At 63.7% G+C, this 24,334-nt stretch carries 19 protein-coding genes and 2 pseudogenes; 12 read left to right on the top strand and 9 right to left on the bottom strand.

Going from position 1 to position 24,334, the window contains the following annotated elements:
* The first annotated feature begins 58 nt into the window (after positions 1–58).
* Positions 59–463, top strand: a complete 405-nt coding sequence (gene arfB / locus BX591_RS23510; RefSeq protein WP_111933700.1) for an alternative ribosome rescue aminoacyl-tRNA hydrolase ArfB — start codon at positions 59–61, stop codon at positions 461–463.
* Between the two features lie 101 nt (positions 464–564).
* Here arfB and BX591_RS23505 read toward each other — a convergent pair whose 3' ends face one another.
* Positions 565–1,863 carry an EAL domain-containing protein gene (locus tag BX591_RS23505; protein ID WP_111933699.1) on the bottom strand — a complete coding sequence of 433 codons (1,299 nt, stop codon included), beginning with the start codon at positions 1,861–1,863 and terminating at the stop codon, positions 565–567.
* A gap of 599 nt (positions 1,864–2,462) precedes the next feature.
* Here BX591_RS23505 and BX591_RS23500 point away from each other — a divergent pair.
* Positions 2,463–2,753 (top strand): putative quinol monooxygenase, encoded by a 291-nt coding sequence (locus BX591_RS23500; RefSeq protein WP_111933698.1) that lies wholly within the window; start codon positions 2,463–2,465, stop codon positions 2,751–2,753.
* Positions 2,754–2,867: 114 nt separating this feature from the next.
* On the opposite strand, the gene BX591_RS23495 is transcribed toward BX591_RS23500, so the two are convergent.
* The 3 genes from BX591_RS23495 to BX591_RS23485 form a co-directional block, all read right to left on the bottom strand.
* Positions 2,868–3,125 carry a hypothetical protein gene (locus BX591_RS23495; RefSeq protein ID WP_035550951.1) on the bottom strand — a complete coding sequence of 86 codons (258 nt, stop codon included), beginning with the start codon at positions 3,123–3,125 and terminating at the stop codon, positions 2,868–2,870.
* 236 nt (positions 3,126–3,361) lie between these two features.
* Complete coding sequence (locus tag BX591_RS23490; protein WP_111933697.1) at positions 3,362–3,607, bottom strand: hypothetical protein; 246 nt, start codon at positions 3,605–3,607, stop codon at positions 3,362–3,364.
* Positions 3,608–3,857: 250 nt separating this feature from the next.
* On the bottom strand, positions 3,858–4,535 hold the full coding sequence (locus tag BX591_RS23485) for a YdcF family protein (protein WP_420849407.1): 678 nt from the start codon (positions 4,533–4,535) through the stop codon (positions 3,858–3,860).
* Positions 4,536–4,842: 307 nt separating this feature from the next.
* Here BX591_RS23485 and BX591_RS23480 point away from each other — a divergent pair, with 307 nt between their 5' ends.
* A complete protein-coding gene (locus tag BX591_RS23480; protein WP_111933695.1) occupies positions 4,843–5,169 on the top strand; it encodes a hypothetical protein in 327 nt (108 codons plus the stop codon).
* A 307-nt stretch (positions 5,170–5,476) separates the two neighbouring features.
* Here BX591_RS23480 and BX591_RS23475 read toward each other — a convergent pair whose 3' ends face one another.
* Both BX591_RS23475 and BX591_RS23470 read right to left on the bottom strand, forming a co-directional pair.
* Positions 5,477–5,731 (bottom strand): hypothetical protein, encoded by a 255-nt coding sequence (locus BX591_RS23475; RefSeq protein ID WP_111933694.1) that lies wholly within the window; start codon positions 5,729–5,731, stop codon positions 5,477–5,479.
* A gap of 296 nt (positions 5,732–6,027) precedes the next feature.
* Positions 6,028–6,423: pseudogene (locus tag BX591_RS23470) on the bottom strand (transposase); the annotation flags it as partial.
* A gap of 409 nt (positions 6,424–6,832) precedes the next feature.
* Between BX591_RS23470 and BX591_RS23465 the strand changes: the two are divergent.
* The 9 genes from BX591_RS23465 (at position 6,833) to truB (ending at position 19,762) form a co-directional block, all read left to right on the top strand.
* On the top strand, positions 6,833–7,735 hold the full coding sequence (locus BX591_RS23465; protein ID WP_111933693.1) for a LysR family transcriptional regulator: 903 nt from the start codon (positions 6,833–6,835) through the stop codon (positions 7,733–7,735).
* 179 nt (positions 7,736–7,914) lie between these two features.
* Positions 7,915–9,141: a pyridoxal phosphate-dependent aminotransferase gene (locus BX591_RS23460; RefSeq protein WP_111933692.1), complete on the top strand. Its 1,227-nt coding sequence runs from the start codon at positions 7,915–7,917 to the stop codon at positions 9,139–9,141.
* A gap of 370 nt (positions 9,142–9,511) precedes the next feature.
* Positions 9,512–10,567, top strand: coding sequence for an SMC-Scp complex subunit ScpB (gene scpB, locus BX591_RS23455; RefSeq protein WP_111933691.1), 1,056 nt, complete (start codon positions 9,512–9,514; stop codon positions 10,565–10,567).
* 63 nt (positions 10,568–10,630) lie between these two features.
* On the top strand, positions 10,631–12,523 hold the full coding sequence (gene rluB / locus BX591_RS23450) for a 23S rRNA pseudouridine(2605) synthase RluB (RefSeq protein ID WP_111933690.1): 1,893 nt from the start codon (positions 10,631–10,633) through the stop codon (positions 12,521–12,523).
* 623 nt (positions 12,524–13,146) lie between these two features.
* Entirely contained in the window at positions 13,147–13,605 is a 459-nt protein-coding gene (gene rimP, locus BX591_RS23445; protein ID WP_035550921.1) for a ribosome maturation factor RimP, read from the top strand.
* The gene (gene nusA, locus BX591_RS23440) at positions 13,602–15,077 is read left to right on the top strand and encodes a transcription termination factor NusA (RefSeq protein WP_111933689.1); all 1,476 of its coding nucleotides are present in this window, start codon (positions 13,602–13,604) and stop codon (positions 15,075–15,077) included. Before rimP ends, nusA begins: the two co-directional genes overlap by 4 nt.
* Before the next feature lie 94 nt (positions 15,078–15,171).
* Positions 15,172–18,144 carry a translation initiation factor IF-2 gene (gene infB, locus BX591_RS23435; RefSeq protein ID WP_111933688.1) on the top strand — a complete coding sequence of 991 codons (2,973 nt, stop codon included), beginning with the start codon at positions 15,172–15,174 and terminating at the stop codon, positions 18,142–18,144.
* Positions 18,145–18,343: 199 nt separating this feature from the next.
* Entirely contained in the window at positions 18,344–18,709 is a 366-nt protein-coding gene (gene rbfA, locus BX591_RS23430) for a 30S ribosome-binding factor RbfA (RefSeq protein ID WP_111933732.1), read from the top strand.
* A gap of 117 nt (positions 18,710–18,826) precedes the next feature.
* Positions 18,827–19,762 (top strand): tRNA pseudouridine(55) synthase TruB, encoded by a 936-nt coding sequence (gene truB, locus BX591_RS23425; protein ID WP_111933687.1) that lies wholly within the window; start codon positions 18,827–18,829, stop codon positions 19,760–19,762.
* A gap of 129 nt (positions 19,763–19,891) precedes the next feature.
* On the opposite strand, the pseudogene BX591_RS23420 reads toward truB, so the two are convergent.
* The 3 genes and pseudogenes from BX591_RS23420 to BX591_RS23410 all read right to left on the bottom strand — a co-directional run.
* Positions 19,892–21,466: pseudogene (locus BX591_RS23420) on the bottom strand (DHA2 family efflux MFS transporter permease subunit); the annotation flags it as partial.
* A gap of 19 nt (positions 21,467–21,485) precedes the next feature.
* The gene (locus BX591_RS23415; protein ID WP_111933685.1) at positions 21,486–22,727 is read right to left on the bottom strand and encodes an HlyD/EmrA/EmrK family protein; all 1,242 of its coding nucleotides are present in this window, start codon (positions 22,725–22,727) and stop codon (positions 21,486–21,488) included.
* Between the two features lie 78 nt (positions 22,728–22,805).
* A complete protein-coding gene (locus BX591_RS23410; RefSeq protein ID WP_111933684.1) occupies positions 22,806–24,314 on the bottom strand; it encodes an efflux transporter outer membrane subunit in 1,509 nt (502 codons plus the stop codon).
* Positions 24,315–24,334: the final 20 nt, after the last annotated feature.

Below are 24,334 nucleotides of genomic sequence, written 5' to 3'. Positions count from 1 at the left end.
GGCTGCGCGCCGCGCGCCTCGCTGTGTACACTGACGTCTCTTTGCCCAGACTCGCCTCATGACTTCCCGCTATCCGATCCCGCCGAACGAAATCGAGTTGACTGCCGTGCGCGCGCAAGGCGCGGGCGGGCAGAACGTCAACAAGGTGTCGAGCGCCATTCATCTGCGTTTCGACGTGCAGGCTTCGTCGTTGCCGGAGGTGTTGAAAATGCGTCTGCTCGCGCTGTCCGATCATCGCCTCACGCGCGACGGCGTGGTGATCATCAAGGCGCAGGAGCATCGCACGCAAGATATGAATCGCGCGGCGGCGCTGGCGCGGCTCGATGAGTTGATCGAGAGCGTCAGCGTGACGCGCAAGCCGCGGGTTGCAACCCGGCCCACGCGCGCATCGAATCGGCGGCGCCTCGACGGCAAGGCGAAACGCAGCGAGATCAAATCCGGCCGCGGACGCGTGGAGGAGTGATTGGCGTGGGTTGGGTGACGCGACTAACGTGTCGGTGGGCGGCTAGACGGGCAAACCCGCCGCGCTTCAGGTCGACCAGGCAGCGCGACTAACTACCGCGACTACCGCTTACCGCCGCGCCCGCCATGACGCACATCCACCGGAGTCGCGATCGGCACGAAGTCGACACACAGCACATGCGTCGCGCCGTCGCGCTCGAACGCAATCGCCGCGGTATAGCAGTCCTGACCGTCAGCCAGCGAATAATGCGGACCCATCATCGCAACGCGGCCCGGCGCGGCGAGCGCGTGTTTGAAATAGGCGCGCCGCGACCAGTTGCTGCGCGTCTCGGTATAGAGCGGCGCGAGCCGCAGCGGCGGTGGCGGCACCGAGGCGGCGGTGACCGAAGGCTGGGTTTGCTCGCCCTGACCGTCGGTCACGAACACCCGGCGCGCTTCGCTCAGATGCCAGATCTTTTGCGCCGCCTGACGCAGATCGCCGGTGGTTTTGAACGTATCGACGGCGGCCAGCACGCTTTCCGCGAAACCTTCGAAACCGAGGCGCTGGTGGCCCGCATGCTGGCGTTCGTAAGCGGCGAACTTGGTCCACATCGACTCGATCAGTGCCGGTACTTTGGCGCAGGCCGCCTGTACCGATCCCTTCGGCTGACCGAGCCAGAAACCTTGCACGAAATCGACGTCGGCCTGCATCAGGATCATCAGTTCTTCGTCGGTCTCGACGCCTTCGGCCAGCACCAGCGTGCCGGACTGATGCAGCATCGCGATCAGATGGCTGATCATCGAATCGTCGCCTTCGCGCTTGCCCGCGCGCGCCACCAGCGAACGGTCGAGCTTGACGATGTCCGGACGGAAGCGCCACACGCGATCGAAGTTCGAAAAGCCGGTGCCGAAGTCGTCGATCGCGATCAGGAAATCGCGTGGTTGCGACGCGGCGAGCATGCTGGCGACGGCGGATTCGTCGTCGGCGGGTTGCTCCAGCACCTCGATCACGATGCGTTCCTGCGGCAGGCCGAAATGCGCCGACAGTTCATCGATAAAAGTACGCTGCGGCCAACCCGTTTCGAACACCTGCGGACGCGTATTCAAAAACAGCCAGCCGGTGCTGATGCCTTGCTCCATGAAATTGGCCACATGCAGGCAGCGCGCGATGCGGTCGAGTTCGCGCGCGTCGGCGGCGGAGCGGGTGCCGGAGAACAGTACTTCCGGCGAGACCGGCAGGCCGACCGGATCGAACGCGCGCAGCAAGCCCTCGTAACCCACCACGCACTGATGCGTGACCGACAGCACGGGCTGGAACACGCTATGCAGCGTCAAGGCACGCCACGTCGCGGTCCAGCCGGACTCGTCCCGGACCAGATGCGGCAGCAGGCCGCTCAGAGTCACTTCGCTGACGCTTGGCATAGACGCGGGCATAAAGGCGGGCACGAGAGCGGACATGGTGACATCGCGGCAAGCAGGTGACGGGGCGCGCAAACTGCTGCGGCGCGCAACGGATGCACAGCCCATTCGTCGGCAGGGCAGGACGGATACAGCCCAGGAACGCGCAGAGCGATGCCAGCCATGCCGGACTCCGGCGGAGTATTCAAACCAGTCTAGCAGTTTGCAATTTGCATGAATGTGCGGGTTATCACAGAGCGGGGGCCGAACTGATGGCCATGCGAAACCGCTTGCAACAACGTTTTACGGCGGGCTTGCCGCGCCCGCATTTCGCGCGATCCGCTCGACTCTGTCGGCGTGCTCGCCGCGCATGGAGACAGCTTGCGCGTTGCGCAATCAATCGTCCGTATGAAACCGAGCGTAGCAGCGCGGTAAATGGGCACCCGCCAAAATTTAGGCCAGGACGGTGCTCAGACGTTTTGGGCGGCACGAACGGGCTTAGGCGGTTTTGTCAGGCGAGACGCGAGACGGTTCCGGCGGTCGTTTCGGGTCGCGGCGCCCGCCTGCACGATCGACGCCCGGCGGGTATGCTGCTGCTTCTTTTCGTCAATTGGAGGTCAGGCATGTCGGAAATCGCAGTGGTCGCAATCTCGGTCGCGAAACCGGGCTATGAAGAGCAACTGCGTCAGGCGCTCGAAGGGATCGTCGGACCGACGCGCAAAGAGCAGGGCGCGCTTCAGTACGATCTGCATCGCGACGTGCAGGAGCCGCGCCGGTTTGTGTTCGTCGAGCGTTGGGAAAGTCAGGCGGCGCTGGCGGCGCATGCCAAATCCGCGCACATCGCGGCGTACAAGCAAGCCGTGGCGGACTGGGTCGAGCACTCGGAAATTCGCGTGGTGTCGAAGATCGCGTAAGTGGTCGAACGGGCGATCGAACGATTCGTTCGATCGCCAGAAGCAACGGCGAGCGGCTGGCGGTCCGGAAAACGGGGCCGCGCGGCGCTCGCCGTTGGTGTTGACGGCGTGGGTTTAATGCGTGGCTTGCGGGACGTCGAGGATCAGGATGATGGTCCAGTCGGCGTCGCCGTCATGGTGATACTGGCGTTCCGCGACGATGAACGGTTGCTGCTTGCCGTCCGGGCCGAGAAACAGCACGTCGCCTTCCATCGGCAGGCATTCGACGGGCGGCAGCGCCAGAAACGCTTCCTGACCGCCGCGCGGCATCAGTTTTTCGATTTTTTTCGATGCTGCTTCGGTCCATTCGATATCTAGCTGGATGTTGCTCATGCTGTCCTCCGCACCAGGGTGCGCACGGGTTAGGGGAGTCCGGCCAGGCGCCGGACGGTGCGCGACTTTAGCACACCGTCAGCGAGGCGCCGCGGCTTTGCCGACGGACCATTAGACAACAAAAAAGCCGAAGCCGGCGGTGCCGGCTTCGGCTTTTCACCTTCGCGGCGAGGCCGCGGGTGACGGTTGTCGTGCGCTAAAAATCCCCGCTGCGGATGCGTGCAGCGAAGCGGCGCTTACGAACTGGCGGCGTCGGCCTTGGCGGCCTTCTTGTGATGATGCGGAGCCATCTTGTGATGTTTCATCGGCATGGCCGGTGCGCTTTCCATCGCCTGCTGACGGTTTTGCAAATCTTGCGCACGTTGTTCGACGTCGGCGGCCTTGGCCGGATCGGTGCTCATCATGACGCCGTTGTCCTGCGCATACGCCGCGCCCGTTACGGCACTGAGGGAAACCAGGATCGCCAGGGACACTTTCTTCATCGTTACCTCCGCAGAGTGGTTATGGACCCGAGTATTTGCCTGTCCAAACGGAAAGACAATGCATTCTAGCGAGCAATATCCGCTCCAGCAGATGCTTTTGTAACTGCAATGACAATTGGTTACATCTCGTTACGTTCCATCAACAGATCGTGCCCGGGACGATTCAGGTCCATCTGCTTCACCGAGATGCATGGCGGATACGCGAATATTCGCATCTCTAAATAACGCGGCGCGTTTTGCCGCCGACGTTTCAAAACCACCCCATCGCGCGATACACATAAAACTGCGCGATGCCGATCAGCTCATGCAACGCGGTTTCCGCGCTCACCAGGTTGTCATAACGCGGCAGTACACCGAGTTGTGCGCGGCGTGCGCTCGAGATCAGCGGCTGCGGTTCCAGACCGAAGCGCTGGAAGTCGAGCAGCGCGCGCGGCATCTGATACGCGGACGTGACGAGTATCACGGCGTCGTAGCGCGATCGGTTGAGAATGGACGACACGTTGCGGGCGTTTTCGTAGGTCGTGCGGCTGGTGTTTTCCAGCACGATATCCGCGCGCGGCACCTGGTCGCGCAGCAGATAGGGCAGGTAAGTATCGGCCTCCGTCGCGCTATGCCGCTGCGGATTGCCGCCGCTCACGATCACCTGGCAACTGGCCGCGCTGCGCTTGCAGGCGGTGTAGCTCTGCGCGCTCACGGCAATACGCGCGAGGACGTCGTGCGGCGGCACGAGCACATGGTCGCGGTCGTAGAGAGTGCCGCCGCCGAGCAGAATGATCGCGGTGCGCGGCGCAAATCTGGCTGGGATGGCGCTCTGTTCGCGTGGCTGCGCGAGGTCGAGCAATGGCGCGGTAAGCCAGCCTGCGGCGAGCAGCCAGAACACGGCGAGCGCGCCGGCGGCAAGGGGGCGGCGGGCGCCTTTCCATAGCACGATTGCTGCAAAAAAAAGCGCTAATAAAGTGAATAGAATCAATTTAAATGGGGTAACGTATGACTTTCGGGATAAATCTACGGGCTTGCTATCGCGCCGCAGCGGTTGCATCGTCGGTTCGTGGACAGAACGCTAACATGCCGTTCAGACGGGGGTTCCGAAAACGAGGCCAGGCAGCACCTGGCGGATTCGGCCGCACGAGATGCAGCCAGATTCCAGCCAAGGGCGGGTGCTGAGCGCGTCACTGGTGGCGCGGTGACGTGTTGGGCATAAATGTGTCATAGCTGCACTTTAAGAAAGAAGTGAGATGACCACGTATTCCAACGAAGCGGTACTTGAAGCGCTGCGGCGGGCGCAATATCGCCAGGTCCCATGGGCCAGAAGGCCGGGTGTTTTCCAATATCTTCGCACGCTGGGTCTGATGGACACCGTTCGTCAACGCACCGTCGCACCGGCTCCGGGATTTCACGCACCTGTCGATATCGCCGTGCTCACCGAGCGGGGCAGAGCCGAATTCAATCGGCTCGCGCACGACGAACGCCTGCTCAGCTGGACCGCACAGCGCATGAACGACTACGTCGTCACCCCTGCGGAAACGCGGCCAGCCGCCGCGCTCGAAGTCCTCCGGTCCTAGCGCCGTAGACAGGGACGCTGACGCTGCTTTCCGGCCGCTTCGCGCGGCTGGAAGTGGCGGTATTGCTGCGGCGGTCCTACTCTCGGGGCGCTCCTGTTTTTGCACACTACTTTCACCCGCTCCGCGCGGCGCCGTGGGCTGCTACGTGCTTGCCGCTCCCGCCCGGAATCGCCCAAAAAAAAGCCCGTATCGCGAGGATACGGGCGTACCGGATTTACTACTGCCACGCTGTGCTAATGGCATTAAATCAGACTAGCGCAATGCCGCCTGGTTCCCCAGCGATTCAATTCGACGACGCGGTCGCGCCTTAACGTCGGCGTGGCGCATTCTCACGCGGCATATCCGGCCGCGCACGCACGTTACTGGCGATATCGCCGCGCAGATCGCCACGCGGCGCCGGCGGCGTGAAATCACGGCCGCGCGCGTCACCCTGTTGCCAGGCTTCCAGGCTGGCCGTTCGTTCCGGCCGCCAGTTCCATCCTTCGGGGCGCTGCTGGGCAAGCGCCGGTGCGGCCATTGATGAAATCACAATGCCGCACAGAAGCAGTGACATTGGTTTCATGCTGAGCTCCCGTCAAGCCGATCGATTCACGGCCTGTTTGCATAGCCATAAGGTATGCCGGGTTGCGAAAGCACGCTGTAAGTAATAGTAAATGGATGTTTCATCCGCAACAAACGCGCGGCTTCAGGCGTCTGAAGTCGCGCGATATCGAGCTTGGCCCGGCGGGAAGGGACGACGGTGGTGGGCGCGCCGAGGGCGGTGCCCATCCGGAGCCGGCAGACGTCGATACGGACGCACGGCGGCCCAGATACACGCCGGGCGCCCGCAGGCGCCCGGAGGCAAAACAATTCGCGTCAGGCCATCTTGACCGGCGCGCGCCACGATTCCGGATTGGTCCAGAACGCGCCACGCAGACGGTCACGGCTCGGCGGTGCTGGCGGCTTCGCCGCGGTGGCGCCAATGCGGCCGCGCAGCGAAACTTCACGACCGCTCGTGTTGAGTCGCTTAACTATTTCGGCGAGCGTACCATCGGCTTGCCACTCGTCGAAACGGCGGCGGCAGGTCGGCGGCGACGGATAGCGGCCCGGCAGCTTGGACCAGCCTTCGCCCGTCGACAGCACCCACAGCACGGCATTGACGACCGCGCGTGCTTCCACGCGTGGCCGGCCGCGCCGCTCGCTGCGTGCGGGCTCCGCACAGAACAAAGCCTCGACCAGCGCCCACTCGTTGTCTCTCAAATCGTCGAACAGCATCATGTTTCACCTCAGCGAAGCTAACTCCGGTGCGCTGCCCCGCGCCGCGCACTCTCCATGCACTCGATAGGCGAGTGCCAAGGGGGGTCGGGCTTGCCACGGTCTGCTATGCAGTCAGAAGTCATGGCGCCGACCCTGTGTGCATGTAAATGCAGGAAGTGTGCCAAGTTGAGTCCGACCGCCTGAAAGCCCTGTGACAGCGGGCCAGCGCGGGCGCTAGCTAGGGGCGTATGAGAATCCAAAAAACCCATCCCGCAAATCAGGACAATCACCAATCTTGTGCAATCAGGCCCGTCCAGCGTGCGTTTGCGCCTTATTGCTGCATTGCAGCGATGTGCTTAAAAGCGAGGAGGGGCGCCGGTTTCACCATACAATGCGCATTAAACGGCGAAATTGATGAGGTTGGTAAATGAATGTGACGCTGCGGCAACTAAGGGTTTTCATTGAGGTCGCACGCTTGCAAAGCTTCAGCCGGGCGGGGGATGAGATCGGTCTGACGCAGTCGGCCGTCAGCCGTTGCGTGCGGGAATTGGAGGGTGAGATCGGCCTGAAGCTGATCGATCGGACCACGCGCGAGGTGCAGTTGACGGATGTCGGCGGCAATCTGGTGTCGAGCGTGTCGCGGTTATTGACCGATCTCGACGACGCCTTGCGCGAGATTCGCGAAATCGGCGAGCAACGCCGCGGCCGGGTGGTGGTGGCCGCCAGCCCGACGGTGGCGTGCCGCCTGATGCCCGGCGTGGTGGCGGCTTGCGGGCGGCAGTTTCCTTATGTAACGCTGGGTTTGCGCGACGACGTGCAGAGCGACGTGGTGCGCAAGGTCAAATCGGGCGAGGTGGATTTCGGCGTGATCATCGGCCCGTTTTCCGCCGACGATCTGCTCAGCGAGTCCCTCATGACCGATTCGTTCTGCGTCGTGTCGCGCGACGATCACCCACTGGCGCGGAAGTCGCAGGTGGCCTGGACCGACCTCGAAAGCCAGCAGCTCGTCATGCTCGACTACGCGTCGGGCAGCCGGCCGATCATCGACGCCGTGATGCAGGAATACGGCGTAAGCGCCACGGTCGTGCAGGAGCTGGGGCATTCCGCGACCGTTTTTGGGCTGGTCGAAGCCGGCGTGGGCGTGAGCGTCCTGCCGTGGCTGGCGTTGCCGCTGCCGGCCGGGGCTTCGCTGGTGGCGCGGCCGCTCGTGCCACGCGCCGAGCGCACGGTCGAACTGGTGCGACGGCGCGACCGCTCACTGTCGCCGGCGGCGGAAGCGGTGTGGGGGCTGATCCGCGAATTGCCGGCGCGTGCCGAGGATCTGGTTTGACGGCGCAGGCCGGGCGCCTGGGCGGGCGGCAATGCGCTTGCGGCGACCGTGGCCGAGCGCGGGCGCGTGTGCGTGCGCTTTCCCCGCCGGCCTGGTCGTCACCGAAACAACCCTCACGCTAAACTGTCGGCGCTGCTGAACGCCAAACCCTATCCTCCACCGTCTGTCTGGATGTCTCGATGAGCGAATCGGATCTGCCTGTGCCCTCCGTCCCCAACGCGCGTGACGCCGTGCGCGCACTCCGTCCTTCGCAAATCCGCGAAGTCGCCAATGCCGGTTTCGGCGTCGACGACGTGTTGCCCTTCTGGTTCGGCGAATCCGACCGGGTCACGCCGGCCTTTATTCGCGACGCCGCCAGCGCGGCACTGGCCGCCGGCGCAACGTTCTACACGCACAACCTGGGTATCGCGCCGCTGCGCGCCGCGCTCGCGCAATATGTCGGCGAACTGCACGGCTCGACGTCGCCGGACCACATTGCGGTGACGAGCGCGGGCGTCAACGCGCTAATGCTCGCGGCGCAACTGGTGGTGGGCGCGGGCGATCGTGTCGTCGCGGTGACGCCGCTGTGGCCGAATCTGGTCGAAATTCCCAAGATTCTCGGCGCGCAGGTGGAAACTGTCGCGCTCGGCTATGGCGAGCACGGCTGGCAGCTCGACATGGCGCGGTTGCTCGCGGCGCTGACGCCGGAGACGAAAATGCTGTTGGTCAACTCGCCGAACAATCCGACTGGCTGGGTGATGAGCCGCGACGAGCAGCGTACCGTGCTGGCGCATTGCCGGCGCCAAGGCATCTGGATCGTCGCGGATGAGGTCTACGAGCGCTTGTACTACGCTGACGCGGACGCCGTCGCGGGCACCACGCGATCGCGTACCGCGCCGTCGTTTCTCGATCTCGCCTCGCGCGACGAGCGCGTGATCTGCGTCAACTCGTTTTCAAAGGCCTGGCTCATGACCGGCTGGCGACTCGGTTGGATCGTCGCGCCGGCCGCGTTGATGGACGATCTGGGCAAGCTGGTCGAATACAACACGTCGTGCGCGCCCGCTTTCGTGCAGCAGGCGGGTATCGTGGCCGTCCAGCAGGGCGAACGCTTTACACAGGAGCTGGTGCTCGATCTAAAGGCGTCACGCGATCATCTGACGCGCGCGCTTTCGGGCATCCCGGGTGTCGACGTCAAGGCGCCGCCGGGCGCGATGTACCTGTTTTTCTCGATGCCGGGCGCAACCCGTAGTCTCGACCTCTGTAAATCGATGGTGCGCGAGGTGGGGCTTGGCCTGGCGCCGGGCAGCGCGTTCGGGCCGCAGGGCGAACGCTTCGTGCGCTGGTGCTACGCGTGCGACACGGCGCGGCTGGATGCGGGTGTCGAGCGTCTCAAACGCTTCCTCGCACAACACGGTGCTGCGGGTTAAGCGGCTCGAATGAATGGCGGAAAAGAGCGAGACGGGAGCCGTTCGAACGGGATTGACCAAGAAAACTCTGTTTTTTGTCCAATTACTCCCGTTTTTTCTCAAAAGCATGTCCGCCAACGTCTTGCTGGAAAATGCGCCGGGGATTTCGTCTTTACGCACCGATTGTTTTTGCGTAATATGGCGCTCAGTCACGCGGTTCCTTTCAGGAATTTCGCTGCTCCGTCCGGCTGGGTTTGGCTCGATAGTCTGTTTCGCCACCCCCCGGTGCGTGCTCCCATCAATATGACCGATCAGAATCGGGCGAGCGCGTCTTCAGTTCCAAATCGTCTGTTTGATCCGGTTCTTTGACCACAGGGTCTGACCTAGCTGCATGAATACCCAAGAGGCGAAGATCGTCCTCGAGACTGCCTTGATCTGCGCGCAGGAGCCGTTAAAGCTCGGCGAGTTGCGCAAGCTCTTTGCCGACGGCGTGTCGGCAGACACCGTTCGAACTTTGCTCGAAGACCTCAGGCATGACTGGTCGGGGCGCGGTGTGGAGCTGGTCGGGCTGGCGTCGGGCTGGCGGTTTCAAAGCAAGCCCGCGATGCGCTCGTATCTGGATCGTTTGCATCCTGAGAAACCGCCGAAATATTCGCGCGCGGTGCTCGAAACGCTCGCGATCATTGCCTATCGGCAGCCGGTCACGCGCGGCGATATCGAAGAGATTCGCGGCGTGACGGTGAATACGCAGGTCGTCAAGCAGCTCGAGGATCGCAACTGGATCGAAGTGATCGGTCATCGCGACGTGCCGGGGCGTCCGGCGCTGTACGCGACCACGCGTCAGTTTCTCGACGACCTCGGATTGAGGGCGCTCGACGAATTGCCGCCACTGGCCGATCCGTCGGCGCAGTTGAACGCGGACTTGCTTGGCCAGCACGCCATCGAGTTTGCCGACATCGGAACCGCTGCGCAGGCTTCGATCTCGGATGAAGAAGAGGGTTCACCAGGCGCGGCGATGGAATCCGGCGCTAGCGAGGCAGAGGTGATTGCGGATGAATCGCTTGACGCGATTGCCGCAGGCGAAGATCAGGATATTCCGCAAGCAGCAGGCGAGGCGCCGCTACCGAACGCTGGCATGGCCGGCTCCGCGTCCACGCCGGACACGCATCCGGCTGCCGCGAGCGCTCCGGCCGCGCAAGAACATGCCGAAGAAACGGCAAACGTTGAACCGCAGGCCGGCGTCGCCGAGTCTGCACCGCATCACGATCCGGTCTCCCAGACCGATCCGGCAATACCCGCGCACGACTCGGGCGTACTCCGCGATACGGAGCACGCCGCCGAGCCGAACCCGACCACGGCGGCGCACGACGATTCTGAAGATCATCGCGATGCCGCACAGGACGCAGGCATTCTGACCGACGACGAACCCGAGTCGCGCAGCGCCTGACGTAACCGAACTTTTTTGCCGCGCCCGCAATGGGCGTGCGCGACCTGACATTTTGAGGTTGTTTTGACACATACCCACGACACCGATTCGTCCGAATCCGACCGCGCCGTGCCGTCGGCGCGTGCTGACGAAACGCGCAACAAGCAAGCGTCGGCTGCCGAGGGCGAACGCCCTGCGCAGACCGCGGAAGCAGACGGCGAAGACCGTCCGCGCCGCGGCCTGCGTCGCGGCCCGCGCAGCCTGATCGCGCGCCGCCGCGCCGGAGCGAAGACGAAGGGCGCCGAAGGCGCGCCCGCGCAAGGTGCGCCGGTCGTCACCGAAGCGCCGCCGGACGGCGAAGTCGTCGCGCAAGTGCGGATGCCGCGCAAAGACGCAGGCGCGAAGGGTCAAGGGCAGCGCCGCAACGCGGCCGGTGGCGCAAAGCGTGAAGGCGGTCAGCGCGATGGCGCGCCTCGTGAAGGTCAGCGTGAGCGTCAGCCGCGTGAAGGTGGGCAGCGCCAGGGGCGCCGCGGCGCCGAGGCGCCGGCGGGCGCAACTGCATCTGCAGCGCCCGAAGGAGGCCAGGATGATCTGTTCTCGTACGTCACGTCGCCCGCATTCGATGCGGATAACGGCACGACCGGCGGCGCGCCCGCGCCGATGCTGCGCCGTGGCAAGCCTGCCGCGCCCAAGCGCGTGCTGGCCGCCGACGACGATGCACCCAAACTGCACAAGGTGCTGGCCGAGGCCGGCATGGGCTCGCGTCGCGACATGGAAGAGCTGATCGTCGCCGGCCGGGTGTCGGTGAACGGCGAGCCGGCTCACATCGGCCAGCGCATCATGCCGACCGACCAGGTCCGCATCAACGGCAAGCCGGTCAAGCGCAAGCTCGCCAGCAAGCCGCCGCGCGTGCTGCTGTATCACAAACCGACCGGCGAAATCGTCAGCCACGCCGATCCGGAAGGCCGTCCGTCGGTGTTCGACAAGTTGCCGCCGATGAAAACCGCCAAGTGGCTCGCGGTCGGCCGTCTCGACTTCAATACCGAAGGTCTGCTGATGCTGACCACGTCCGGCGACCTGGCGAACCGTTTCATGCATCCACGTTATAGCGTCGAGCGTGAATACGCGGTGCGTGTGGTCGGCCAGCTGGCCGAAGGCATGCGCCAGAAGCTGCTGCACGGCGTCGAGCTGGAAGACGGGCCGGCGAATTTCCTGCGCATCCGCGACGGCGGCGGCGAAGGCACGAATCACTGGTATCACGTCGCGCTCGCCGAAGGGCGGAACCGCGAAGTGCGTCGGATGTTCGAAGCGGCCGGGCTGATGGTCAGCCGTCTGATCCGTACGCGTCACGGCCCGATTTCGCTGCCGAAGGGCCTGAAGCGCGGCCGCTGGGAAGAGCTCGAAGACAATCAGGTACGCGCGCTGATGGCGTCGGTCGGCCTGAAGGCGCCGTCGGAAGAGCGCGGCAGCCGCAATTCGGCGCCGGAGCGCAAGCAGCCGGATCCGATGCAAACGTCGATGGGCTTTATCAACCGTGAGCCGGTGCTGATGTCGCATGGCCGCTTCGATCAGCAGCAGCCACGCGGTCAAGGCCGGCGCGGCGTGGCGGGTGGTGGCTTCGGCGGCGGTGCAGGCGGGGCCGGTGGCGCAGGTGGTGGTTTCGGTGGCGGCTACGGTAATCGCGGTGCGGGTCGCAGTGCGGGTGGTTTCGCGGGTCCGATGGGCGGTGGCGCGGCAGGCCCGCGTGGTGGCCGCGATATCGACGGCAATCGCGCGCCGTCAGGCAACGGCAATCGCGCGGCGGGCGGCGGTAAGCGCGCCGGCGGTGCCGGCCCCAATCCCGGCAACGGTGGCGGTCGCGGGCCGGGTGCCAACCGTGGCGGCAACGGCAACCGCGCCGGCGGCGGCAACGCTAACCCGGGTGGCGGCGCCAATCGTAGCGGCGGCGCACCGCGCGGCCGGACACGCGGGCGTTAAGGCAGCCTTGGTGAGGCCTTGAGCGGCTATTAACAGACTTAACGGGCTGCGACGAGCGGTCAGGTTCTTCGAGCTTCTGTTATGCAACCGTCAGGGCTCTCCTGGGGCGGCAGGTAATCTCTCTGTGACGGTCGGCCGCTCATCGTTCTTCAGCGATTGCAGGAGGCCGCCGTCGAGATCGATCGAAACGTCTCGTCGGTTCCTGCAACCCATAAAACCACGCTGTAGATAAAAGTAGGGGCAGGTTTCTTTTCCCCTCACTGTCGGGCGCGGGCGGGCGCGGTACAAGCCGCCTTGCAAAAGCCTCGCAATGCCGTCATATCCTCGAAAGATTCCCATGAAATCAAGCGGAAATGCGCTTCGCACGGCGTTCTGCGGTTTGCGTTTGTCCCGAAAAATGGCTACAATCGCGGAGTCGCTGGGCGTGCGGCTTTTTATGTGCGGCTCAGGTGCGACCACCGGTAATAAGATGATGGGCGTTTAGCCCATTTTTTTTTGCCGCTCAGTTCCTCGTGGTTCGGCATCTCGGGTAGCACGAACGTGCGCCAGCTTGGCGCGCGGCCCGCATTGGTTGTTTGCAAAACAAGCGGCAGGCTCGCTGCGCGAACATCTAAGAGGGCATTGTGCAACTGACGGAACTGATTGAAACCACGGTCGTGGGACTCGGCTACGAGCTCGTCGATCTCGAGCGCACCGGGCGCGGCATGTTGTGTATCTATATCGACCAGCCGGCCGGCATCGGGATTGAAGACTGCGAGAAAGTCACGCGTCAGCTCCAGCACGTTCTGACGGTCGAAAATATCGATTACGAGCGGCTTGAAGTGTCGTCGCCGGGTCTCGATCGCCCGCTTAAGAAACTGGCGGATTTCGAACGCTTCGCAGGCAGCGAAGTGGTAATCACATTGAAAAAGCCATTGGACGGACGGAAATCGTACCGGGGCATCCTGCATGCTCCGCAAGGCGAAACGATCGGTCTGGAATTTGAAGGGAAGGAAGGCGCCGCGATGCTCGATTTCACGCTCGCGGACATGGACAAAGCACGCCTCGTTCCGAAAGTTGACTTTAGGAGCCGCAAACAATGAGTCGCGAAGTGTTGATGCTGGTGGATGCGCTGGCACGCGAGAAGAACGTCGATAAAGACGTGGTATATGCCGCGCTCGAAGCGGCTCTCGCTTCGGCCTCCAAGAAACTCTTCGAAGAAGATGCGGATATCCGCGTCCATATCGACCGTGAAAGCGGCGAGCACGAAACGTTTCGTCGTTGGAAGGTCGTGCCGGACGAAGCCGGTTTGCAGGAACCGGATCAGGAAATCCTGTTGTTCGAAGCGCGCGAACAGCAACCCGAAATTCAGCTCGACGAATACATCGAAGAACCGGTGCCGTCGATCGAATTCGGTCGTATCGGCGCGCAGGCCGCCAAGCAGGTGATTCTGCAGAAGGTGCGCGACGCTGAGCGCGAGCAGATCCTGAACGACTTCCTCGAGCGCGGCGAGCACATCATGACCGGCTCGGTGAAGCGTCTCGACAAGGGCAACTTCATCGTCGAAACCGGCCGCGTCGAAGCGCTGCTGCGCCGCGATCAGCTGATTCCGAAGGAAAACCTGCGCGTGGGCGACCGCGTGCGCGCCTACATCGCGAAGGTCGATCGCACCGCGCGTGGTCCGCAGATCGAACTGTCGCGTACGGCGCCCGAATTTCTGATGAAGCTGTTCGAAATGGAAGTGCCGGAAATCGAACAGGGCCTGCTTGAAATCAAGGCGGCGGCCCGCGATCCTGGCGTGCGCGCCAAGATCGGCGTGATCGCGTACGACAAGCGCATCGATCCGATCGGCACGTGCGTCGGTATTCGCGGTTCGCGCGTGCAGGCTGTGCGTAACGAGCTCGGTGGCGAAAACGTCGACATCGTGCTATGGTCGGAAGATCCCGCCCAGTTTGTGATCGGCGCCCTCGCGCCGGCAGCTGTCCAGTCGATCGTCGTCGACGAAGAAAAGCATTCGATGGACGTCGTCGTAGACGAAAACGAACTGGCGGTCGCGATCGGCCGCAGCGGCCAGAACGTGCGTCTTGCCAGCGAACTCACCGGCTGGCAGATCAACATCATGACGCCGGACGAATCCGCGCAAAAGCAGAATCAGGAACGCGGTGTACTGCGTGACCTGTTCATGGCGCGTCTCGATGTCGACGAAGAAGTCGCCGACATCCTGATCGACGAAGGCTTCACGAGCCTCGAAGAGATTGCCTACGTGCCGCTCAACGAAATGCTTGAAATCGAAGCATTCGACGAAGACACCGTTCACGAACTGCGTAATCGCTCGCGCGACGCGTTGCTGACGCAGGCTATCGCGAATGAAGAAAAGGTCGAAAATGTAGCGCTCGACCTGAAGAGCCTGGACGGCATGGATGCCGACCTGCTCGCAAAGCTGGCTGAACACCAGGTCCAGACGCGCGACGAACTCGCCGAACTGGCTGTGGATGAACTGGTCGAGATGACCGGGATGGAAGAGGATGCCGCTAAGGCGTTGATCATGAAAGCACGTGAACACTGGTTCCAGTGAGAAATGACCATGGCGCACTAAATTGAACGCGGCCGTCAGGCCGCATGACCCGATGCTAACCGCAAGGAATCGGTCCTTGCATTAAGAGGAATGAATGGCGAGTAACAACGTAGCCCAATTTGCCGCGGAACTGAAAATGCCTGCAGGCGTGCTGCTTGAGCAGCTGCAGGCGGCTGGCGTCACCAAGGCGAGCGAAGCCGACGCTTTGTCCGAAACGGACAAAGCGCGTCTGCTCGACCACTTGCGCAAGTCTCACGGCTCGACTGATGCAGACAAGCGCAAGATCACGCTGACCAAACGGCATACGTCGGAGATCAAGCAGTCCGATGCGACGGGCAAAGCTCGCACCATTCAGGTCGAGGTGCGCAAGAAGCGCACTTTCGTCCGCCGCGACGAAGCCGCCGGTGAAGGCGGGGATGCATCGAATCATGTGGCCGAAGATGTCGAGGTCGAAGTCGACGATCTCGAACTGCAGCGTCGTGAAGAGGAAGCTCGTCACGAAGCTGAGCTGCTCGAAAAGCAGGCTCAGGAGCTGAAGGCGCGTCAGGAACAACTCGAGCGCGAAGAAGCCGAGCGTCAGGCGCGCGAGCAGGCTGCTGAAGCCGAGCGCCGTCGCGCGGAAGAAGACGCGGCGAAGAAGCGCGCAGCGGCTGCGGCCGAGGCGGCAACCCGCGAGAAAGCTCCGCAAACGGCAACGCAAGCCGCGCAGCCAGTAACGGCCAAGGCCGAGCCGGCCGCTGCCAAGGTCGCCGAGCCGGTGGTCGCGAAGGAAAGCGAGCAGGACGACGAACGCGCCGCGGCAGAACGCGCAGCGCAACGCGAAGCCGCGAAGAAGGCCGAAGACGCAGCGCGTCAGGCAGCCGAAAAAGCGCGCGCCGAGCAGGAAGAAATCGCCAAGCGCCGTGCCGCGGCTGAAGCCGAAGCACGTGCGATCCGCGAAATGATGAACACGCCGCGCAAGGCACAGGTCAAGGCGCCGGAACCGGCACCGAAGCCCGCCGAGCCGGCCAAGGCCGCAGAGGCCAAGGGCACGCTGCACAAGCCGGCGCGTCCGGCGGGTGAGGCGCCTGCACGTCCGGCTGCCAAGAAACCGGCTGCCGCGGCTCCGGCTGCTACAACCACGCCGGCTGTCGGCGACAAGAAGAAGCCGGGCGGCGGTAAGGGCGGCTGGCAGGACGACGCCGCCAAGCGCCGCGGTATCAAGACGCGCGGCGACACGAGCGGCGGTGTCGATCGTGGCTGGCGCGGTGGCCCGAAGGGTCGCGGCAAGCATCAGGATCAGAACACCACGTTCCAGGCGCCGACCGAACCGATCGTGCGTGAAGTGCACGTGCCGGAAACCATCACGGTCGCCGATCTGGCGCACAAGATGGCGGTGAAGGCGTCGGAAGTCATCAAATCGATGATGAAGCTCGGCCAGATGGTCACGATCAACCAGATGCTGGACCAGGAAACGGCGATGATCATCGTCGAGGAACTGGGGCACCACGCGGTGGCGGCCAAGCTGGACGATCCGGAAGCCATGCTGGTCGAAGGCGAAATCTCGGATGCGGAAGCGTTGCCGCGTCCGCCGGTCGTCACGGTCATGGGTCACGTCGACCACGGCAAGACCTCGCTGCTCGATTACATCCGTCGTGCGAAGGTAGCAGCGGGTGAAGCGGGCGGGATTACGCAGCACATCGGCGCGTACCACGTGGAAACGCCGCGTGGCGTGATCACGTTCCTCGACACGCCGGGTCACGAAGCCTTCACGGCCATGCGTGCTCGCGGTGCGAAGGCAACCGACATCGTGATTCTGGTGGTCGCAGCCGACGACGGCGTGATGCCGCAAACGAAGGAAGCGATCGCCCACGCGAAGGCGGGCGGCGTGCCGCTCGTCGTCGCGATCAACAAGATCGACAAGCCGGATGCGAATCCGGAACGCGTGAAGCAGGAACTCGTCGCCGAAGGCGTCGTGCCGGAAGAGTACGGTGGCGAATCGCCGTTCGTGCCGGTGTCGGCCAAGACTGGCGCGGGCATCGACGATCTGCTCGAGCAAGTGCTGTTGCAAGCCGAAGTGCTGGAACTGACGGCACCGGTCGAAGCACCGGCCAAGGGTCTCGTAATTGAAGCGAAGCTCGACAAGGGTAAGGGTCCGGTGGCAACGATCCTGGTTCAGTCGGGTACGCTGAACCGCGGCGACGTGGTGCTGGCAGGTAGCGCTTACGGCCGTGTGCGAGCCATGCTCGACGAAACCGGCAAGCCGACCAAGTCGGCGGGCCCGTCGATCCCGGTCGAAATTCAGGGGCTGTCGGAAGTCCCGCAGGCTGGCGAAGAAGTCATTGTCATGCCGGACGACCGCAAGGCACGTGAAGTCGCGCTGTTCCGTCAAGGCAAGTTCCGCGACGTCAAGCTGGCCAAGCAACAGGCCGCGAAGCTCGAGAACATGCTGGAACAGATGACCGAAGGCGAAGTGGCGTACATGCCGCTCATCGTCAAGGCCGACGTGCAGGGTTCGCAGGAAGCGTTGGTGCAGTCGCTGCTCAAACTGTCGACAGACGAAGTGCGCGTACAGATCGTGCACGGCGCCGTGGGTGGTATCAGCGAGTCCGACGTCAACCTGGCAACGGCGTCGAAGGCGGTCATAATCGGCTTCAACACACGTGCGGATGCGCAGGCTCGCAAGCTGGCGGAATCCAACGGTGTGGATATTCGCTACTACAACATCATCTATGACGCAGTAGATGACGTGAAGGCCGCGATGTCGGGCATGCTGGCGCCGGAGAAACGCGAAATCATCACCGGTACGGTCGAAGTGCGTCAGGTCTTCAAGGTACCGAAGATCGGCGCGGTGGCGGGTTGTATGGTCACGGACGGTTTCGTCAAGCGCTCGTCGTCGGTGCGCGTACTGCGCAACAACGTCGTCATCTTCACGGGCGAGCTCGATTCGCTCAAGCGCTTCAAGGACGACGTCAAGGAAGTCCGTCAAGGCTTCGAGTGCGGTATGTCGATCAAGAACTTCAACGATATCGTCGAAGGCGATCAGTTCGAAGTCTTCGAGATTACCGAAGTCGCGCGTACGCTGTAATTCACGCGGCACGGCTCAACGGGCGGAGCGGGCTTTAACGCCCGCTCCGCCCGTTGTTTTTGGGCCCGCCGTTTCGCGCAGGCGGTCTGACTTGTCGTGAATGGAATGGAGCCGCTCAGGCGTCGCGCCACGAACCATCGGCAAGTCGCCGCTGTGCGAACCCACTTTTTTGCATCCGCCCAGCGGATCACATAACACCATGCCTAAAAAACGTACTTCTCCCAATCGTAACGTGCAGATTGCCGATCAGATCCAGCGCGATCTGTCCGAGCTGCTGCGCGAGGTCAAGGATCCGCGGATCGGTATCGTCACGATTCAAAGTGTCGAACTCACGCCGGATTACGCGCACGCCAAGGTCTATTTCACGACGCTGACGGGTGACCCGCAACAGACGCTCGAAGCGCTCATCCACGCGGCCGGCCATCTGCACAATCAGTTGTTCAAACGTCTGCACATCCATACCGTGCCGACGCTGCATTTTCACTACGACCAGACGATCGAGCGGGCCGTGGAGATGTCGAAGCTGATCGACGAAGCCAACGCCAGTCGCGCGAAAGAAGATTGAGGGCGCGGCGGGCCCGGTTGCTGACGGCGTCGAGCCGAAAGCATCGAGCCGAAGCCATCAATCCGCAGCGCATCCCGCGTCGTTTTCCGTATCCATCGAAGACTCCGTCTTTCTGACATGACCGCACCTCAACGTCCCCGCGTGCCGCGTCGCGCGCTCGACGGCGTGCTGCTGCTCGACAAGCCGCTCGGCCTGTCGAGCAACGACGCGCTGATTCGCGCGAAGCGTCTCTATCTGGCAAAAAAGGCGGGCCATACCGGCACGCTCGATCCGCTCGCCACGGGTTTGCTCCCGCTGTGTTTCGGCGAAGCGACCAAGTTCTCGCAGGACCTGCTCGAAGCCGACAAGACCTACGAGGCCACCCTGCGCCTGGGCATTCGTACGACCACCGGTGACGCCGAAGGCGAAGCGATCGACACGCGCGTCGTCACGTGCGACGAGGCCGCCGTTCAGGCGGCCATGAGCCGTTTCCTCGGCGAAATCACCCAGATTCCGCCGATGTATTCGGCGCTCAAGCGCGACGGCAAACCGCTGTACGAATACGCGCGCGCCGGCCAGACGGTCGAACGGGAAGGGCGCCAGGTGACGATCCTCAAGCTCGACCTGCTCGCCTGCGCGCTGCCGGACGCGACGTTCCGGGTGACCTGCACCAAGGGGACGTACGTGCGCACGCTGGCCGAGGATATCGGCGAAGCGTTGGGTTGCGGCGCGCATCTGGTCGCACTGCGGCGCACCGGGGTCGGTGCGTTGACGCTGGAGAACTCGGTGACGCTCGACGCGTTGTCCGACGCCACGGAAGCGGAGCGTGATACGTGGCTGCAACCGGTCGATGCATTGCTGTCGACGTTCCCGGCAGTCGAGCTGAACGAAGACGCGACGCGCCGCTTCCTGCACGGTCAGCGGCTGAAACTGTCGGAGTTGAGCATCAGTGCTGAAGCGGCGAATGCGCCGCGTGTCAGGGTGTATGCGGCGGCAGGCCGTCTGCTTGGCGTCGCGAAGCCGGGCGAGGGTGTGCTGGCGCCCGAGCGGTTGGTGGTTACCGCGGAGAGTTAAGACGACACCAACGCGGCAGCCAAACGTACGCGCCACAAATGAAAAGGCGGGACCGCTCGATAGCGGCCCCGCCTTTTTTACGTCACGTCACACCAGATCGTCTCTAACGCGCGCTAACCCACCCGAATCTCAATGCGCCGCCGCAGCCGCCGCGCCTGCATCGCCACCCGCACGTTCCGGGCGCGCCATCCAGATCAACGCGATCAGCGCGACGAAAATCCCCGCTGACACAAAGAACAGATCGTTCACGCCCAACTGCGCGGCCTGCTGCGTGGCCATCGTGTTGAACAGACCATACGCTTGCGGCTGGCTGAAACCGGCTGCGCCCATCTGCCGGATCGACTGATCGAACACCGGGTTGTACGCGCTCGCCTGCTCAGCCAGTTGCGCGTGATGCATGATCGTGCGGTGATCCCAGGCCGTCTGGAAGATCGAGGTGCCGATACCGCCGCACATGATCCGCACGAAATTCGACAGCCCGGATGCCGCCGGAATCCGGTTGCCCGGCAAGCCGGACAGGGTGATCGATACCAGCGGGATAAAGAACCCGGCCATGCCGATCCCCTGAATCAACGTGGGTACCAGCAGCGAATAGGTATCGACGCCGGTCGTGTAACGTGAGCGCATCCAGAAACACAGCGCGAACACGAGGAACGACAGCGTCGCGATATAACGCGGGTCGGTTCGCGGCAGCACCTTGCCGGTAATCGGCGACAGCAGCACCGCGAACAGGCCGACCGGCGCCATCACGAGACCGGCTTCGGTGGCGGTGTAGCCGATATCGGTTTGCAGCCACAACGGCAGCAACACGAGGTTGCCGAAGTACAGCCCGTAACCGATCGACAGCGCGATCGTGCCGCTCGTGAAATTGCGCCGGCTGAACAGCGAAAGATCGACCACCGGATGCTCGGCCGTCAGTTCCCACACGATAAAGAATGCGAGCGAGATCACCGCGGTGAGCGCCAGCACGACGACGGTCGTCGACGAGAACCAGTCGAGGTCCTTGCCCTTGTCGAGCATGACCTGCAGCGAGCCGACCCAGAGGATCAGCAAGCCGAGACCGACACCGTCGATCGGTGCTTTTCTGATTTCCGAATCGCGGTTGCGGAAGATCATCCATGTCGCCCCGGCGGCAATCGCGCCGACCGGAATGTTGACGTAGAAGATCCACGGCCACGAGATGTTGTCCGAGATCCAGCCGCCGAGAATCGGCCCCGCCACCGGCGCGATCAGCGTGGTCATCGCCCACATCGATAAAGCCATTGGCGCCTTGGCGCGTGGATAACTGGCGAGCAGCAGCGTTTGCGACAGTGGAATCATCGGGCCGGCCACCGCGCCTTGCAGCACGCGCGAGGCGAGCAGGAAGGGCAGCGTCGGCGCGAGGCCGCACATCCACGACGAGATCACGAACAGAATGATCGACGCCATGAAGAGGCGCACCTGCCCGAACCGTTGGGTAAGCCAGCCGGTCAGCGGCACGGAGATCGCATTGGCGACCGCGAACGACGTAATCACCCACGTGCCCTGGTCGGACGACACGCCGAGGTCGCCCGAAATGGACGGAATCGACACGTTCGCGATCGACGTGTCGAGCACGTTCATGAACACGGCAAGCGACACCGCGATGGTGCCGATCACCAGTTGCGCGCCCTCGAGCGGCGGGTGAGGGACTTGCGCCTGAGCCTGAGCCATTAAAAAAACCTTGTATGAATCGTCGCGCCGCTTACATCAGTTTTGCTGCGGGTTTGGCCGAAGCCGCGGCCGCTTGCGCCGGCTTCGGCGTGCCGCCGTTCGGGCCTGCATTTTCCGAGATGATGCGGGCGATTTCCGCGTCGGCCTGATCGCCGTACTTCTCGAACACGTTGGTCTGGTAGACCGTGTTCGGCGCTTCGCCGAGCTGGCCGCCGCTCTGATCCTTGATGCTGACGTCGGCTTGCATCGACAGGCCGATACGCAGCGGATGCTTTTCAAGTTCCTGCGGATCGAGCGCGATCCGCACCGGCAGACGCTGTACCACCTTGATCCAGTTGCCGGTCGCGTTCTGCGCGGGCAGCAGTGAGAACGCCGAACCCGTGCCCGCCGAGAAGCCGACCACCTTGCCGTGATACACCACCGACGAACCGTACACGTCGGCCGTCAGTTCGACCGGCTGGCCGATGTGCATGTACTTCAGTTGCACTTCCTTGAAGTTCGCATCGACCCACACGCCGCCGAGCGGCACGATCGCCATCAGCGGGGTGCCCGGCGAAACGCGCTGGCCGACCTGCACCGAACGCTTCGCGACATAGCCCGTGACCGGCGCCGGCAGGTTGTTACGCGCGTTGTTCAGGTACGCGTCGCGCACCTTCGCGGCAGCCGCCTGCACGTTCGGGTGATTCGCGATCGTGGTGTTGGCAGTGAGGGCGCGGTTCGACGCCAGTTGTTGCTGGGCGGCGTCGACGGAGGCCTGCGCGCTCTTCACGGCGTCGCGGGCGTGCGAGATTTCTTCCAGTGACACCGCGCCGGTCTGCGCGACGGCCAGGCGGCGCTTCAGGTCGTCCTGAGCGCGCGACAGATCCGACTGGCGCTGGGCGACTTGCGCTTCGTACTGGTTGTCGTCGGCGAACAGGCCGCGCACCTGGCGCACCGTTTGCGCCAGATTCGCCTCGGCCTGCTCCAGCGCGACGCGCGCGTCGGCCGGATCGAGCACGACCAGCGGATCGCCGGCCTTGACGGTCTGCGTGTCGTCCGCGTTCACGGCGACCACGGTGCCGGTGACCTGCGGCGTGATCTGCACGACGTTGCCGTTCACGTAAGCGTCGTCGGTGTCTTCGTGGAAGCGCGCGACGAGGAAGTAGTAAAGGCCGTAGGCGATCGCGGCGATCAGGATCACGATGACGAGCAGCGTCATCATGCGCTTGCGTTTGCCGTTGTTCGCCGGTTGGGCCGGTTGGGGGTTAGCCGCGGGCTGCTGGGGGGTGCTCATTGATGTGCTCCGGGTTCTCTTGAACGTCGTCGTTTATTCGGGTGTTCTGCGTGTTGGGTGTGGCTTCGTGCGATGCGTTCAGTTGGCCGCCGCGGTCGCGGCGGTGGCCGATGCCGGAGCATCGGTCGGCGCCACGAGGCCGGTTTGCGTCGCGTCGAAGCCGCCGCCCAGCGCCTTGATGAGGCCGATCTGCATATCGCGGCGGCGCATCGTCAGGCTGGTGACCGTCTGTTCGGCGGCGAGGCGGTTCTGGTCGGCGGTCAGCACCTGCAACTGCGGCGACAGCCCGGCCTTATAGCGGATCACGGCCAGCTGGTACGCCTTGGTCGACGCGTCGAGCGCGCGCTGGGCATCGCCGGACTGCTGGTCGATCGAACGGATCGACGAGACTTGCGTCGCGACGTCCGACAGCGCGTTGATCAGCGTCTGGTTGTAGTTCGCCACGTCCAGGTCGAAATCGGCGAAACGGCCCTTCAACTGGGAGCGCAGCGCGCCGGCGTCGAAGATCGGCAGATGGATCGCCGGGCCGAGTTGCATCTGACGGCTGCCGGATTTGAGGAAACGGCCCCAGCCGAACGCGTCGAAGCCGACGCCGGCCGCGAGATTCACGTCCGGGAAGAATTCGGCCTTGGCTTCCTTCACGTCGTGCATCGCGGCTTCCACTTGCCAGCGTGCGGCGACGATATCCGCACGACGCGCGACGAGGTCGGCCGGCAGGTTATCCGGCAGCGCCACGGCGTTGCCGTTGGTCAGCACCGGCTTGTCGATCTGCAGGCCGCGGTCCGGGCCCTTGCCGAGCAGCGCGCCCAACTGGTATCGCACCACGGTGATCTGGCCGTCGAGGTCGGTCAAATTCGACTGGCTGGTCGCGATGTTGCCGTTCGCGGTCTGCCGCTCCACATTGGTGTCGAGACCGGCGGCCACGCGTCCGTTGGTAATGCGGCCGATATCCTGGCGGTTGGCGATCTCGCGGGCGGCGATATCGCGGAACGCATAGAGCTGCGCGAGCTGGTTATACGAGCTCGCCACCGACGCGGCGAGCGTGACGCGCGCCTGCTGCATGTCGGCCTCGGCGGCCTTTTCCTGCGACACGGCCTGGCCGAGACGCTGGCGATTCTTGCCCCACAGGTCGAGATCCCACGACGCGCTGGTGAGCACGTTGTTCTCGCTATACCAGGTGCCGCCGTACGGAGGCGGGTAGAGCGCGTTGCCGGAGAACAGTTCGCGGGTCCACGAATAGCTGCCGTTGACTTTCGGATACAGCGCCGAGCGCGAGCTTTCGATATACGACGACGCCTTCGCGAGCCGCGCCTGTGCCTGCGCGATCGACGGGCTGCCTTCCAGCGCTTCCGCGATCAGCTTGGGCAATTGCGGGTCGCCGAACTGGTTGGCCCAGTCGAGCGACGGCCACTGGCCGCCCTGGCCCGACAGACTCTGGGAGGACTCGTACTGAGCCGGCGACGAGATCTGCTTGTCGCTTTTCATGCCGAAGTAGTTCGCGCACCCCGTGAGGGCGAGCGCCGTCACCGCGGCGGCGACAGCGGTCCGGCGCGAAAGCGCGGACGCGGACAGGGAAAGGGATTTCATCGCTCGACTCTTTGAGTGGA

Origin of the sequence: Paraburkholderia bryophila (assembly GCF_003269035.1) — a bacterium.
Classification (GTDB): domain Bacteria; phylum Pseudomonadota; class Gammaproteobacteria; order Burkholderiales; family Burkholderiaceae; genus Paraburkholderia; species Paraburkholderia bryophila.
This window is presented reverse-complemented; position numbering and strand designations above follow the sequence as displayed.